The following is a 14,516-nucleotide window of genomic DNA, read 5'->3' on the forward strand; positions in this document are numbered from 1 at the left end:
TCGCCGCCTGATCGCCCATGACCCGGGCGACCGCAACGACCGTACGACCTGAGGGACCGCTGAGGAGTGCGCGGATGAGTGCCGCTGATACCACCACACCTGCCAAGCTGCCGCCGCCGACGCGGCACACGCCGCCGTCACCGCCGCCCGGCTCGGACGCGAGACCCGCGAGACGGACGTCGAGGACGACCGCCGCGATCCCGTGGGCCCTGCTCGCCCCCTGTCTGCTGATCCTCGCGCTGGTCCTCGGCTATCCCCTCGTACGTCTGGTCACCCTGTCGTTCCAGAAGTTCGGGCAGTCCCAGCTGTGGGGCTTCCAGCCGGCCGAGTGGGTGGGACTCAGCAACTTCGACAAGGTGCTCGGCGACAGCGAGTTCTGGGACGTCGTCGTGCGCACCATCGTCTTCGCGGTCGGCTGCGTCGTCCTCACCATGGTCGGCGGCATGCTGATCGCACTGCTGCTCCAGCGGGTGAGCGGCTGGATGAAGACGCTCATCAACATCGTCCTGGTGGCCAGTTGGGGCATGCCGATCATCGTGGCGACCACCGTCTTCAAGTGGCTGTTCGACTCCGACTACGGGATCGTCAACGCGCTGCTGAGCAAGCTGCCGGGCGTCGAGCTGATCGGCCACAACTGGTTCGCGAGCGGACCGCAGGGCCTGGCCGTGATCATGCTGCTCGTCGTCTGGGGCGCGGTGCCCTTCGTGGTCATCACGCTCGGCGCGGGCCTGACCCAGGTCCCGAAGGAACTGGAGGAGGCGGCCCGCCTGGACGGCGCCGGCGCCTGGGGCGTCTTCCGGTACGTCACCCTGCCCATCCTCAAGCCGATCATCGTGATGCTCACGACCCTGTCGGTCATCTGGGACATGGGCGTCTTCCCCCAGGTGTTCGTCATGCGGGGCGGCCACCCGGAGGCCGAGTTCCAGCTCCTGACCACCTACTCCTACGACCGCGCCTTCGCCGTCAACGACTACGCCCAGGGTTCGGCGATCGCCCTGCTCACCGTGGTGCTGCTGCTCGGTGTCGTCGCCGTCTACATGCGCCAGATGCTGAAAATCGGAGACGTCGAATGAGCGGCACGACCAGCATGAGCACTGCCACCGTCTCCGGTCCCCGGAAGTCCCGACTCGGCTGGAATCTCCTCGGCCTGCTCGTGTTCCTGACGGCCGGCTTCCCCGTCTACTGGATGCTGAACACGGCCGTCAAACCGGCGAAGGACGCGATCGACCCCGACCCGAGCCTCCTGCCGACGGGCCTCACCCTCGCCAACTTCCGCCGCGCGCTGGACATCGCCGACTTCTGGGGCCCGGTCGGCCGCAGCCTCATCGTGTCCCTGACGGTGGTCGTGATCGGCATCGTCGTGGGCATGCTGGCGGCCCTCGCCATCTCCCGCTTCGCCTTCCGCGGCCGAAAAGTCGTCATCGTCGGCATTTTGGCCGTACAGATGGTCCCCCTGGTCGCGATGATCATCCCCGTGTTCCTGCTGCTCAACGACCTCGACCAGTACGACCGCCTGTCCGGCCTGATCATCACCTACCTCACCTTCATCCTTCCGTTCACGGTGTGGACCCTGCGCGGCTTCATCGTCAACATCCCGAAGGAACTGGAGGAGGCGGCGATGGTCGACGGCTGCTCCCGCACCACCGCCTTTCTGCGCGTGGTCTTCCCCCTCCTGGCCCCCGGCCTGGTCGCCACCTCGGTCTACGGCTTCATCCAGGCCTGGAACGAGTACCTCTACGCCCTGATGCTGATGAGCCAGAAGAACCAGACCGCCACCGTCTGGCTCGGCAACTTCACCACCAAGCACGGCACCGAGTACGCCCCGATGATGGCCGGCTCCACGATGATGGCCGTGCCGATCGTCGTCCTCTTCCTCCTTGTCCAGCGCAAGATGGCCGCGGGCCTGACCGCTGGCGCCGTGAAGGGATAACCCCCACCCCATGACGACTCTCACCCGGCGCCCGGACACGTTGACCCGCGACGCGCTCACCGTCCTCCAGCCCGGCTTCCCCGGCACCACCGCCCCCGACTGGCTGCTGCGCCGCCTCGGCGAAGGCCTGGCCTCCGTCGGCCTGTTCGGCCGCAACATCACATCCCCCGCCCAACTGGTCGCCCTCACCGCCCAGTTGCGCGCCGAACGCGAAGACGTCCTGGTCGCGATCGACGAGGAGGGCGGCGACGTCACCCGGCTGGAGGTCCGCACCGGCTCCTCCTTCCCCGGCAACCACGCCCTGGGCGCGGTCGACGACACCGAGCTGACCCGGCAGGTGGCCCACGAACTCGGCCACCGCCTCCGCGCCTGCGGGGTCAACCTCAACTGGGCCCCGTCGGCGGACGTCAACTCCAACCCCGCCAACCCCGTCATCGGCGTCCGCTCCTTCGGCGCCGACCCGGAGCTGGTCGCCCGCCACACCGCCGCCTACGTCACCGGACTCCAGGCCGCGGGTGTCGCCGCCTGCACCAAGCACTTCCCGGGCCACGGAGACACCTCGGTCGACTCCCACCACGCCCTTCCCCGCATCGACGCGAGCCGCTCCGTCGTCCTCGAACGCGAGCTGTCCCCGTTCCGCGCCGCTTTCGCCGCCGGCACCAAGGCGGTGATGAGCGCCCACATCCTGATCCCCTCCCTGGACCCCGACCGCCCGGCCACCCTCTCCCACCCCGTCCTCACAGACCTGCTGCGCGGCGAACTCGGCTACACCGGCCTGATCGTCACCGACGGCATGGAGATGCAGGCCATCGCGGGCACCTACGGCATCGAACGCGGCAGCGTCCTCGCGATCGCCGCCGGCGCCGACGCCATCTGCGTGGGCGGCGGCCTCTCGGACGACGAGACGGTACGCAGGCTGCGAGACGCCCTGGTCAGGGCGGTCCGCACCGGCGAACTTCCGGAGGACCGCCTGGCGGACGCGGCGGAACGCGTCCGGACCCTGGCCCGCTGGACGGCGTCAACCCCGAAGACCTCCGCCGGTACGACGCCCACGGACGTGGGCCTCACAGCCGCCCGCCGAGCCCTGGAGGCAACGCACTCCGGTCCCTACGAACCCCTCCGGGAACCCCCGTACGTGGCCGCCTTCACCCCGGTGGCGAACTTCGCCGTCGGCAACGAGACCCCCTGGGGCGTGGCAGCCGAGCTGGTACGCCTCCTCCCGGGCACCCGCACGGGCACCTTCACCGGCGAGAACGCGGGCCGGACGGCCCTGGCCGAGGCGGGCCCGAACCGTATCGTCGCCGTGGTCCGCGACGAGCACCGCCACCCCTGGATGTCGGCGGCCCTGGACACCCTCCTCGCCGCCCGCCCGGACACGATCGTGGTGGAAATGGGCGTCCCCCAGGCCCCCCGCAGAGCCCCCCTCCACCTGGCAACCCACGGCGCGGCAAGAGTCTGCGGCCAGGCAGCAGCAGAATTCCTCACAGGAACCTGACCCACACAATGACAAAAGCGCCGGTCCCCCCGGAAACCAGGGGGACCGGCGCTTTTTGTCTTTAGGGGCGCGGGGAACTGCGCGACAAGCCACAACGAACCCGCACCCACCCACGAACCGAACCCGGCAACCGCTTAGATCCCCTGCCACTCAGGCTTGTTGACAAAGGTGTGCCGAAAATAATCCGCGAGCTTCAACTCGGAAGCCGCCCCCTCATCGACAACCACAGTCGCATGCGCATGCAACTGCAGCGCCGAGGCGGGGCACACCGCGGCGAGCGGCCCCTCCACAGTCGCCGCCACGGCATCCGCCTTGCCCTCACCCGTGGCCAGCAGCACGACATGCCGAGCCTCGAGAATCGTCCCGATACCCTGCGTGATCACGTGATGCGGCACCTGGTCGATGTCCCCGTCGAAGAACCGCGCGTTGTCCACCCGGGTCTGCTCGGTCAGGGTCTTGATCCGGGTCCGCGAGCGCAGCGACGAGCACGGCTCGTTGAACCCGATGTGCCCGTCGGTCCCGATCCCCAGCAACTGGAGATCGACCCCGCCGGCCTCGGCCAGCGCCCTGTCGTACGCCTCGCACGCGCCCCGCACGTCCTCGGCGGTCCCGTCGGGCCCCAGAAACGCGTCCATCCCGATCCCGAGCGGCTCCAGCACCTCGCGCCGCAGCACCGAACGGTATGACTCCGGATGCTCGGCCGGCAGCCCCACGTACTCGTCGAGCTGGGCTATGCGCGCCCGGGACACGTCCACGGCACCCGAGCCCACCTGGGCCGCGAGCGCCTGGTAGACGGGCAGCGGGGTCGAGCCGGTGGCCACGCCGAGCAGGGCCGTCGGCTTGTGCCGGAGCAGCTGTGCCATGGCCCCGGCGATGAGCTCGCCACCCGCCTTGGCGTCCGGAACGATGACAACTTCCACGCTGGGCCTGCCGATCTGAGAGAACCGTGTGGTTTAGACCAATCTAACAGACCCCGGTTACGGCGGAAATTGACCGGGAGATCCGCCCCCGCACAGGAACCAACAGAGCTAGGCTGCATGGAGGACGCTCGGATGTCCGACCAGTTCTTCCGGACTGCCCCGGGGAGTCCGTTCCGCTCGTGAAGGCACAGCAACAAACACACTTCAACGCATGGACACGGCTTGTGGTCTAGTCCACAATGCGTAGAAGTAGGGCGACCAAGTAGTACGACCAGAGCTTCCGTCTTCCCCGCACAGGAGGACGGATCGAGGAACCGGGCTCTCTGCCCTGACTGCACCGGCTCCTCATCCATCGGCCGACCGGGACCGCACACCCCACGGCCGTTGCTGCTCCGGGCTGCGGTGCCGGGAGGGCTGAGGGTCCCTCTCAGGCGCCGCGGCCCGCGGGTGTTTTCCGGCCAGGTCCGGACCGGCGGGTACGCTCGCACACGTGCCCTCCATGAACGAACTCGTACGCCAGCACACCGCGCTCAGTGACTCCGACCTGGAGTGGCTGCACCTGCTGGTGTCGGAGTGGCAACTGCTCTCCGACCTCTCCTTCGCCGACCTCGTCCTGTGGGTGCCCACACACGACGGCACCCGCTATGTCTCGGTCGCCCAGATGCGGCCCAACACCGGCCCCACCTCCTATCAGGACGACATGGTCGGCCACCTCGTCCCCCGTGGCCGCCGCCCCCTGCTGGACGCCGCCCTGGACGAGGGCCGGATCGTGCGCGAGGGCGACCCGGAGTGGCGCGAAGAGGTTCCGGTACGCGTCGAGTCGATCCCCGTGCGCAGGGAAGGACGCGTCCTCGGGGTGATCGCCCGCAACACCAACCTCCTCACCGTCCGGACCCCGAGCCGCCTGGAGCTGACGTATCTCCAGAGCGCCTCCGACCTGGCCCAGATGATCGCCGCCGGATCGTTCCCCTTCTCCAACCAGGTGGTCGACATGGACGCCTCGCCGCGCGTCGGCGACGGACTGATCCGCCTCGACGCCGACGGCATCGTCCAGTACGCCTCGCCGAACGCGCTGTCCGCGTACCACCGCCTCGGTCTGGCGTCCGACCTCGTCGGCCACCACCTGGGCATGACCACCGCCGAACTCGCCCCCACCCGGGGCCCGGTGGACGAGGCGCTCTCCAAGGTCGCCAGCGGATGGGCGCCGCGCGAGTTCGAGATCGAGTCCGTCGACGGGGTCATCCAGTTCCGCGCCATCCCCCTCAAGCCCAAGGGCACGCGCATCGGTTCGCTCGTCCTGCTCCGGGACGTCACCGAACTGCGCCGCCGCGAACGCGAGTTGATCACCAAGGACGCGACCATCCGGGAGATCCACCACCGCGTCAAGAACAACCTCCAGACGGTGGCCGCCCTGCTGCGCCTCCAGGCCCGGCGCATCGACTCGGAGCGCGGGCGCGAGGCCCTGGAGGAGGCCGTACGGCGGGTGGGGTCCATCGCGATCGTGCACGAGACGCTCTCGCAGAACCTCGACGAACGTGTGGAGTTCGACGAGATCGCCGACCGCGTCCTCGCGATGGTCGCCGAGATCTCGCCGGGCACGGTCACCGGCCGGCGGACCGGGCGCTTCGGCATCCTGGACGCGGAGGTCGCCACTCCGCTCTCCATGGTGCTGACCGAGATCCTGCAGAACGCGCTGGAACACGGCTTCGGACCGGGCGACACCGGCTCCGTCGAGGTCTCGGCGGTACGCGGCGGAACGACCAAGGAGTCCCGCCTGCTCGTCACCGTTCAGGACGACGGCGTGGGCCTCCCCGAGGGCTTCGACCCGCACCGCTCGGGCAACCTCGGCCTCCAGATCGTACGGACGCTGGTGGAGGGGGAGTTGGGCGGCACCTTCGACATGGTGCCGGCACCCGAGCGGGGTACGCAGGTGATCCTCGACATCCCGGTGCGCGCCAACAAGTAGCCCGCGCACGGCGGCGATCAGCCCAGCACAGCGATGAGCCCCGGACCATGGAACGGTCCGGGGCTCATATGCTTGTTCGCGCGTTTGCTATGCGCATCGGGGGCACTGCGCGCTGCGGCTCGGGGGCGGGAGATGCGTACTCGCTGTACGCGCCGCCAAGCTCAGGCTGTTAGCGGGGTGGGTTGTCAGGCGGTTGCCTGACGGGCCCGGTTGCGGGCGGCGCGACGCTTCATGGCACGGCGCTCGTCCTCGCTGAGACCACCCCAGACGCCGGAGTCCTGGCCGGACTCAAGCGCCCACTGCAGGCACTGCTCCATGACGGGGCAGCGGCGGCAGACGGCCTTGGCTTCCTCGATCTGCAGCAGCGCAGGACCGGTGTTGCCGATGGGGAAGAAGAGCTCGGGGTCTTCCTCGCGGCAAACGGCGTTGTGACGCCAGTCCATGGCTGCTACCTCTCCTTGGTATTACATGCACGTTGCTTGTGAATGTGAACGCTTTCACGAATCCCTCAACAACTGAAGGGCCGATCATCAGACGGACTGATGTGGTCCTGTGAAGTGAGGAGGGGTTCTGGCTCTCTGTGGTGGCCGGTGTTGCGGGCCGTCCCGAGCGCCACGTAGAGACTCGCAAACCTCAGCGGCGGATACAACCCCTACCGGAAAGTTTTTTTTGATTCCTCGGTGTCGGCTCAGTCACAGCCGTACTTCCATGGGGTGGACCCTGGCCTAAACGTTCGAGTGGAAGGACTTTAGCCCGTTCCGCTCACACAATCACACGCAGTGCACGGCGTACGCCTGTGAACGTCACGCTCGTTCGCAGTCCGAGGTGGTCGCCGTCCATCTGGAGGGGCAGAGGCACCTTCGAATGCAAGGTGAAGTCGGTCAGGTCATGCAGGGAGGTGGCATGCCTGCCGTGGGGTCCCCGCTCGGGGGACGAAGTGAGCAACTGCATGCCATACCGGGCAACAGCACCCGTCGACATGCGACTGAGACCGAGAACATCGAGCCCGGTATCGAACGAGGCCTTAGGCGACGCGTATACCGGACGATTGCCCAGGAACGTCCACGGGGACGTGTTGCAGACTATGGAGAGCACAAGATCGGTAACCGGTTCGGCGCCCGGTTGTTCCAGAGTGATCGTGCCGTGCCGGCGATTCGCCTCACCCAGGAACTGGCGCACGACCTGCCGAAGGTAAAGGGAATGTGTGGATTTCCTGCCCCGTTCGCGCTGCTGTTCCACCCGGCCGATCACACCGGCGTCGAATCCCAGGCCGGCGCAGAACGTGAACCAGCGCTCCGGCACCGACTCGTCCTCGGTGCCCGGGGTGCCCTTCGCGACACCGAGGCCCACCGTGCGCTCGCGGCCCTCGCGCAGGGCGTCCAGGAGGACGCCGGTGGCCTCCACGGCGTCGTTGGGCAGACCGAGGGCACGCGCGAAGACGTTCGTGGAGCCGCCGGGGACCACGGCGAGGCCGGGCAGCCGGTCCGGGTCGGGTCCGTTGTGCAGGAGGCCGTTGACGACCTCGTTGACCGTGCCGTCGCCGCCGAGGGCGACGACCAGGTCGATGTCCTTGCTCTCCGCCGCCTGCCGGCCGAGATCACGCGCGTGGCCCCGGTACTCGGTGGTGACCGCCTCGAGTTTCATCTCGCTCGCGAGAGCATGGGTCAGCACATCGCGCGTACGTGCGCTTGTGGTGGTAGCCGCCGGATTGACCACGAGAAGTGCACGCATGCGAAGCAGAGTACCTACTGGGTGGTACTCACCCCTAGGGCAGGTTAGGGGTCCGTAAGAATCAGGGGGCGCGTGACCGCACCCCGTAGGGGGCGTGTGCGGACGAACCGCACACCCCACGATGCGCTCCGCGCCCACGGCTACCCTTCAGGGGTGAGCGCTGAGCAGACCCCCGACCCCAAAGCCCCGGCCCCGGAAACCCTCGACCCGACGGGGCCGCGCCCGCTGCGGCTGACCGCCGCGGCCGTGCTCGCCGCCCTGGAGGGACTCGCCCTGCTGGTCGGCGGGGCATTCATCCTCGTGCTGGGGGTGACGGGCGATCCGGACGACCGGCAGCAGGCCGTCACCGGTGGGGTCACGCTGATCGTGCTCGCCCTGCTGCCGCTGCTCGCCGCGCGCGGGCTGCTGGGGCGGCGGAGCTGGAGCCGGGGGCCCGCCGTCATCACCCAGATCATGGCGCTGCCCGTCGCCTACAACCTGCTCCAGGCCGACAGCATGGCCATTCCGGGCGGGATCGTGCTGGGCGTCGTGGCGATCGCCGCGCTCGTGCTGCTGGTGAACCAGGAGACGACCCGGGCCCTCGGGATCCGGGGGCCCGGCAACGCGCAGTAATAACCTCGAAGCGCCGGAGGGGGAGGGGAGTAACCCCGAAAGGATTACTCCTCGACCAGCAGCTTCTCCCGCAGCTGGGCCAGGGTCCGGGCCAGCAGACGGGAGACGTGCATCTGGGAGATGCCGACCTCCTGCGCGATCTGCGACTGCGTCATGTTGCCGAAGAAGCGCAGCAGCAGGATCCGCTTCTCCCTGGGCGGGAGATCCTCCAGGAGCGGCTTGAGCGACTCGCGGTACTCGACTCCCTCCAGGGCCTCGTCCTCCGAGCCCAGGGTGTCCGCGACCGCCGGGGACTCGTCATCCGTGTCGGGGACGTCCAGCGACAGCGTGGAGTAGGCGTTGGCCGACTCCAGGCCCTCCAGGACCTCCTCCTCGGAGATGCCGAGCTTCTCCGCCAGCTCGTGGACCGTGGGGGAGCGGCCGTGCAGCTGCGAGAGCTCCGCCGTCGCCGTGGTGAGCGAGAGGCGCAGCTCCTGGAGCCTGCGCGGCACGCGGACCGCCCAGCCCTTGTCACGGAAGTGCCGCTTGATCTCACCGACGACCGTCGGGGTGGCGTACGTCGAGAACTCGACGCCTCGGTCCGGGTCGAACCGGTCGACCGACTTGATCAGGCCGATCGTCGCGACCTGGGTCAGATCGTCCAGCGGCTCACCGCGGTTGCGGAAGCGGCGCGCGAGGTGCTCGACCAGCGGGAGATGCATACGTACCAGCCGGTTGCGCAGCTCCGCGTACTCCGCGCTGCCGTCCGGCAGTGCGCGCAGCTCGTAGAACAGGGCGCGGGCCCCGCTGCGGTCCGTCGGAGAGGGGTGCGTGACCTGCACCGTCTGTTGTGAGCCCTGCGCTTCGTCTCGTTCGTGCTCGCTCATCGTCCCGCCCGTCGACCCTCCCCGAGTCCGCGCGTCGGCGCGCACCGGGGAGACCTCACTTGGCCCTTCCAGGGGCGCACTCTGCACGGCACCTTCCCGATCCAGCTGCCCGTCGTCCTTGAGGCCGGCCTCCGAGAGGTCGTCCTCCGGGTGCGGCCGGGCCTGTTCGGGGATGCCCGGGATACCGGCGGCAGCGTCCGCCGTGTCCCGCGGCCCGTCCGGGCCGTCGCTGCCCGCCGCGGGCAGCTCCCGTGTGCCGCGTTCTTCGTCCCGCACCGGCCCGTCCCCGTTCCTCACGCCGGCCCGGGTCCCGCGCCGCGCTTCTTGTAGAGACTGATCGACACGGTCTTGTCCTCGGCCACGGTCGAGTCGACCTGGCCCGCGAGGGCCGACAGGACGGTCCAGGCGAAGGTGTCGCGCGCGGGGGCGTGACCGTCCGTGGTCGGGGCGGAGACCGTGACCTCCAGAGAGTCGTCGATCAGCCGGAACACACAGCTGAGCACGGAGCCGGGCACGGCCTGCTGAAGCAGGATCGCGCAGGCCTCGTCCACTGCGATGCGCAGGTCCTCGATCTCGTCGAGGGTGAAGTCCAAACGGGCCGCGAGTCCGGCCGTGGCCGTACGCAGCACCGACAGGTAGGCACCCGCGGCCGGCAGCCGGACTTCGACGAAGTCCTGGGTCGCGGGCTCGCCTGCGAACTGGGACACCCTCACCTCCAAGGTGGTACAAGCTTTTTCGGGGGCCGAGGGTCGCCCCCCGGGGTAACGCGTACGTGGTTCAGCGGTGACGCTACCGCGCTCCGGATGCTCCTGTCCCCGGGACCCCAGCCCCTTGCTGTCACTCATAGTAAACCTATGGATACGCACAGTGGCTAGGGGTCTGCGGGCCCAATTGGGAAGAGCGCGCGCCGGGTTGACGTACCCAGACGTCAGACGGTCGAACCGTCCGGATCCAGGGTCACACGAGTACGCCCTCGGTCACCAATGCCCCTGCTCACACGGGTGCGGAGCCGGGGGGCACGGCGATGTACGGTTTCCGCGCGGTCATACAAGAACGTGATCGACGAAGCACCAGCGCCAGTTCTCGCCGGGTTCGAAGGTCCGCATCACGGGGTGCCCAGTTTCCTTGTGGTGCTGAGTCGCGTGGCGATGCGGCGAGGTGTCGCAGCAGCCGACGTGGCCGCAGTCCAGACACAGACGCAGCTGCACCGGGTGGGTACCGGCCGCCAGGCACTCCGGACAGGTCTCGCTCTTGGGCTCGGGCTCCGGGTGCGGCAGCGCGTCGGCATGCGTGCACTGTTTCATGATTGCCAGGTTACGACGGTGGTGGGGAAAGCCGCGCGGAATGCCCGAGCGCGCGAGGGACCAGGGTGGGCGGAGACGAGAGTGGGCCGAAACCGATGCATGTGATGCCACTGCTCCTGCTGGTCGCCGGCAGCGCCGCCATTGCCGCCGCCGCCCGCCGCACCCCTGTCCCGCCCCCGCTGCTGCTGGTCGCCGCCGGCCTGGTGTTCTCCTACGTCCCCGGGGTGCCCGACTACGCCCTCGACCCGCATGTCGTCCTGCCGCTGATGCTGCCCCCGCTGCTGTACACGGCGGCCGTCGACAGCTCCTACCTCGACCTGCGCGCGCAACTGCGGCCCGTGGCACTGCTGTCGGTGGGCTACGTGCTCTTCGCGACGATCGTCGTCGGCTGGGCCGCCTATCTGATCGTGCCCGGCCTGCCGCTGACCGCCGCGCTGGTGCTCGGCGCGGTCGTGGCACCGCCGGACGCCGTCGCGGCCACGGCCATCGCGCGCCGGGTCGGCCTGCCGTCGCGGGTCACCACCATCCTCCAGGGCGAGTCCCTGGTGAACGACGCCACCGCGATCACCGCCTACCGCGTCGCCCTCGCGGCGGCCGTGGGCGAGGGCGCGACCTGGGCGGGCGGAATCGGCGAGTTCCTGCTCGCGGCGGTCGGCGGCATCGGGATCGGCCTGATCCTGATGATGCCGATCCACTGGCTGCGCACCCACCTCAGGGAGGCGCTGCTGCAGAACACGCTGTCCCTGTTGATCCCGTTCGCCGCGTACGCGGTCGCCGAATCGGTGCACGCCTCCGGGGTCCTCGCGGTGGTGGTCGTCGCCCTTTATCTGGGACATCGCGCGTGGGAGGTCGATTTCGCGACCCGCCTCCAGGAGGAGGCCGTCTGGAAAATGGTCGCCTTCGTCCTCGAATCGGCCGTCTTCGCCCTGATCGGGCTGCAACTGCCGGTCGTCCTGGAGGGGCTTGGGGAGTACGAGGGTCTCCATGCCGCCTGGTACGCGATCGCCGTCTTCCTCGTGGTCGTCGTCGCCCGCTTCGCCTGGGTGTACCCGGCGACGTTCGTGCCCCGGCTGCTGTCGGCGCGGCTCAGCGAACGGGAGCCGAACCCGACCTGGCAGGGCGCGTTCGTCATCTCCTGGGCCGGGATGCGGGGGGTCGTCTCGCTGGCCATCGCCTTCTCGATCCCGCTCACGGTGGAGGGCGGCGAGGCCTTCCCGGAACGGAACCTGGTCCTCTTCCTGACCTTCACGACCGTCATCGGCACGCTGGTCGTCCAGGGCCTGACCCTGCCCCCGCTGATCCGGCTGCTGAAGCTGCCCGGCCGGGACGCGCAGGCCGAGACGCTCGCCGAGGCGAACGCCCAGGCGCAGGCGTCCAGGGCGGCACAGAAACGCCTAGAGGGCCTGCTGGAGGACGAACGCAACACCCTGCCGCCCCCGCTGGCCGATCGGCTCCGCTCGGTGCTGGAACGCCGTCAGAACGCCGTCTGGGAGCGTCTGGGCTCGGTCAACCCCGTGACCGAGGAGACGGTGGACGACACTTACCGGCGGCTGTCGAGAGAGATGATCAGCACGGAGCGGGAGGTGTTCGTGCGGCTGCGCGACGGGCGCTACATCGACGACGAGATGCTGCGGACACTGCTGCGCCGGCTCGACCTGGAGGAGGCGGCGGCGTTCCGGGAAACGGAGTAGCGGGGGACACGCTCCGCCACCCCTACGGAAACGGCCGCCCCGTGACCACCGCCGCGACGGCCGTCCCCCTCTCGAACGCCCCCTCTTCCGCCAGAGCGACAAGTCCATACAGCATCTTGGCGACATAGAGACGTTCCACGGCTACGCCATGACGGGCCTCGAAGTCGTCGGCGAAGGCGTGCAGTTCGGGGGGCGTGCGGGCGTAGCCGCCGAAGTGGAAACGGTGATCGAGGGTCCAGGAGCCGCGGGGGCCGCCGAAGGCGAGGTTCTGGAGAGCCCGTATCTCCGCGTCCAGGAAGCCCCCCTTGAGGACCGGGATACCGAGAGCGCGCTGCTCGGGGGCGAGCCCGGCGGAGAGTCCCGCGAGGGTGCCACCGGTGCCGCAGGCGACCGCGACGACATCGGCGTGGCCGCGCAGCTCCTCGCCGAGAGCCCGGCAGCCGCGTACGGCGAGAAGGTTGCTGCCACCCTCCGGGACGACGTGGGCGTCCTCGGCGTCACCGCCCGCCGCCCGGCGGATGGCGGCGAGGGTGTCGGGCTCGGCCTTGCGCCGGTACGTCGATCTGTCGACGAAGTGCAGCCGCATACCGTTCGCCACGCAGTGGGCGAGGGAGGGGTTGAGGGGCCGATCGGCGAGTTCCTGACCGCGGACCACCCCCACCGTCGGCAGACCATAAAGTCGGCCGGCGGTGGCTGTGGCCCGCAGATGGTTGGAGTAGGCCCCACCGAACGTAAGGATCGCCCGCCCGTCGGCGGCCTCCAGATTGGGCACCAGCTTGCGCCACTTGTTGCCGATCAGATCCGGATGGACCAGATCGTCCCGCTTCAGCAGCAGACGAAGACCGTGACGGCCGAAGCGGGGATCGGAGAGTTCCTGAAGCGGGGAGGGGAGCGCCACAGCCCCATTCTGCCTTTCAGCCCGTCCGGCGTTTGAGGACGAGGCCTCTTCAGGGCCGTAACCGTCACTTCAAACGATCCCGCACCCTCTCCCTCAACCACGACATGCTGAACCCCCGAGGATCAACCTTCCCGGGCTGCCACTCGCGATGCCCGATCACCGACCGCTCCGTCCACCGATGGTGACGGCACAGCGCCGCGGCCACCTTCTCGATCGCGTCGAGCTGAACCTGTGGCCACGGATCCTCCCCGTCCCCGAGGTTCTCGCACTCGAACCCATAGAAGTGCCGGTTCCCATCCGTATTGGCCTCGTTGTCCAGCGGCAACGCCTTCTCCGCGATCACCGCCCGCAGAACGTCGTCATCACCGAGACCCGCGTGATTGGCCCTGCCGCAACCGACAAGGTGAACGCAGCCGTCCTTGGTGATGACGCCGTGGCACAGCGGACCGGGCAGCTCGGCATAGCCCTCCCGGCAGAGTTCCACCGTGTGTTCGCTGCCCCTGGTCACCGTGTGATGGATCATCACGCCGTGGACCGGCCCCCAGGGGCCCTTGTGATTGCGGTTGTGGTGGGCCCAGTCGCCGACCTCGACGACGGTGACGCCTTCCTCCCTGAGCCGGTCCAGGAAATCGGCAGCGGACATGGGTGGGGCCATGACCGTCTCCTTCGTGCTGCGCGACGGCCACCGGTCGTGACCACCTCGTACCGCAGCTTGTACCGGAATCAGACGGTCAGGGGCGAATTGTTCGTACGGCGTGCGAGCCGATCCGGTCAGTGATGCTGACCTCGGTCACTGACGCAGAAACGCGTCCCCGTTCACCGCGATGTGGCTCTCCAGGGCCTGCAGCGCCCGCTGTGTCGCGTCGGGCGAACCGCTGCCGCGCCGCTCCGCGTAGTACGCGGCGCCCACCTTCTTCAGAAGGTCGCTGCCGGCCCGCTGGGCCTGCACCTCGTCGAGCTTCTGCTTGCCCTGCGTCAGGCCGCGCTGTGCCTGTTCTTTGGCGCGGTCCAGGAAGCCTGTCATCGGTGTCTCCTGTTCGTCGTCCGTCAATGGCTCGAACGCCCGGCCCGATCTTGAAGTTCCCCGATCGGGGCGCTTTCCG

At 69.0% G+C, this 14,516-nt stretch carries 15 protein-coding genes; 6 read left to right on the plus strand and 9 right to left on the minus strand.

The annotated features are described in order from the left end of the window. Window positions 1–74 precede the first annotated feature (74 nt). Genes PV396_RS32810 through PV396_RS32820 form a run of 3 tightly spaced genes read left to right on the plus strand, consistent with a single transcriptional unit; the run spans window position 75 to window position 3,425 of the window. Window positions 75–1,073: a sugar ABC transporter permease gene (locus PV396_RS32810; protein ID WP_319210856.1), complete on the plus strand. Its 999-nt coding sequence runs from the start codon at window positions 75–77 to the stop codon at window positions 1,071–1,073. Between the two features lie 14 nt (window positions 1,074–1,087). After that, on the plus strand, window positions 1,088–1,930 hold the full coding sequence (locus PV396_RS32815) for a carbohydrate ABC transporter permease (RefSeq protein ID WP_319210858.1): 843 nt from the start codon (window positions 1,088–1,090) through the stop codon (window positions 1,928–1,930). 10 nt (window positions 1,931–1,940) lie between these two features. Next, window positions 1,941–3,425, plus strand: a complete 1,485-nt coding sequence (locus PV396_RS32820; RefSeq protein WP_319210860.1) for a glycoside hydrolase family 3 protein — start codon at window positions 1,941–1,943, stop codon at window positions 3,423–3,425. Window positions 3,426–3,559: 134 nt separating this feature from the next. Here the strand turns inward: PV396_RS32820 and nagB are convergent, their stop codons facing one another. Beyond that, window positions 3,560–4,345 (minus strand): glucosamine-6-phosphate deaminase, encoded by a 786-nt coding sequence (gene nagB, locus PV396_RS32825; protein ID WP_319210862.1) that lies wholly within the window; start codon window positions 4,343–4,345, stop codon window positions 3,560–3,562. Between the two features lie 499 nt (window positions 4,346–4,844). On the opposite strand from nagB, the gene PV396_RS32830 reads away from it, so the two are divergent. Beyond that, window positions 4,845–6,311 carry a PAS domain-containing sensor histidine kinase gene (locus PV396_RS32830; RefSeq protein WP_319211006.1) on the plus strand — a complete coding sequence of 489 codons (1,467 nt, stop codon included), beginning with the start codon at window positions 4,845–4,847 and terminating at the stop codon, window positions 6,309–6,311. A gap of 185 nt (window positions 6,312–6,496) precedes the next feature. Here the strand turns inward: PV396_RS32830 and PV396_RS32835 are convergent, their stop codons facing one another. Continuing rightward, the gene (locus tag PV396_RS32835) at window positions 6,497–6,754 is read right to left on the minus strand and encodes a WhiB family transcriptional regulator (RefSeq protein ID WP_006380970.1); all 258 of its coding nucleotides are present in this window, start codon (window positions 6,752–6,754) and stop codon (window positions 6,497–6,499) included. A gap of 319 nt (window positions 6,755–7,073) precedes the next feature. Continuing rightward, complete coding sequence (locus PV396_RS32840; protein WP_319210863.1) at window positions 7,074–8,042, minus strand: diacylglycerol/lipid kinase family protein; 969 nt, start codon at window positions 8,040–8,042, stop codon at window positions 7,074–7,076. A gap of 153 nt (window positions 8,043–8,195) precedes the next feature. On the opposite strand from PV396_RS32840, the gene PV396_RS32845 reads away from it, so the two are divergent. Beyond that, window positions 8,196–8,654 carry a hypothetical protein gene (locus PV396_RS32845; protein ID WP_319210864.1) on the plus strand — a complete coding sequence of 153 codons (459 nt, stop codon included), beginning with the start codon at window positions 8,196–8,198 and terminating at the stop codon, window positions 8,652–8,654. Window positions 8,655–8,698: 44 nt separating this feature from the next. Here PV396_RS32845 and PV396_RS32850 read toward each other — a convergent pair whose 3' ends face one another. The 3 genes from PV396_RS32850 to PV396_RS32860 form a co-directional block, all read right to left on the minus strand. After that, window positions 8,699–9,817 carry an RNA polymerase sigma factor SigF gene (locus PV396_RS32850; protein WP_319210866.1) on the minus strand — a complete coding sequence of 373 codons (1,119 nt, stop codon included), beginning with the start codon at window positions 9,815–9,817 and terminating at the stop codon, window positions 8,699–8,701. Continuing rightward, window positions 9,814–10,227 (minus strand): anti-sigma regulatory factor, encoded by a 414-nt coding sequence (locus tag PV396_RS32855; protein ID WP_053744517.1) that lies wholly within the window; start codon window positions 10,225–10,227, stop codon window positions 9,814–9,816. The genes PV396_RS32850 and PV396_RS32855 overlap by 4 nt, the downstream gene beginning before the upstream one ends. Before the next feature lie 336 nt (window positions 10,228–10,563). Continuing rightward, complete coding sequence (locus PV396_RS32860; RefSeq protein ID WP_319210868.1) at window positions 10,564–10,824, minus strand: UBP-type zinc finger domain-containing protein; 261 nt, start codon at window positions 10,822–10,824, stop codon at window positions 10,564–10,566. A gap of 95 nt (window positions 10,825–10,919) precedes the next feature. On the opposite strand from PV396_RS32860, the gene PV396_RS32865 reads away from it, so the two are divergent. Beyond that, entirely contained in the window at window positions 10,920–12,515 is a 1,596-nt protein-coding gene (locus tag PV396_RS32865) for a Na+/H+ antiporter (protein ID WP_319210870.1), read from the plus strand. Window positions 12,516–12,537: 22 nt separating this feature from the next. On the opposite strand, the gene PV396_RS32870 is transcribed toward PV396_RS32865, so the two are convergent. The 3 genes from PV396_RS32870 to PV396_RS32880 all read right to left on the minus strand — a co-directional run bounded on the left by PV396_RS32870 (window position 12,538) and on the right by PV396_RS32880 (window position 14,437). After that, window positions 12,538–13,413: a 1-aminocyclopropane-1-carboxylate deaminase/D-cysteine desulfhydrase gene (locus PV396_RS32870; protein WP_319210872.1), complete on the minus strand. Its 876-nt coding sequence runs from the start codon at window positions 13,411–13,413 to the stop codon at window positions 12,538–12,540. Between the two features lie 64 nt (window positions 13,414–13,477). Next, window positions 13,478–14,068, minus strand: a complete 591-nt coding sequence (locus PV396_RS32875; protein ID WP_319210874.1) for an N-acetylmuramoyl-L-alanine amidase — start codon at window positions 14,066–14,068, stop codon at window positions 13,478–13,480. Between the two features lie 135 nt (window positions 14,069–14,203). Continuing rightward, window positions 14,204–14,437: a hypothetical protein gene (locus PV396_RS32880; RefSeq protein WP_319210876.1), complete on the minus strand. Its 234-nt coding sequence runs from the start codon at window positions 14,435–14,437 to the stop codon at window positions 14,204–14,206. Between the last annotated feature and the right edge of the window lie 79 nt (window positions 14,438–14,516).

Source organism: Streptomyces sp. ME02-8801-2C, assembly GCF_033793965.1.
GTDB lineage: Bacteria > Actinomycetota > Actinomycetes > Streptomycetales > Streptomycetaceae > Streptomyces.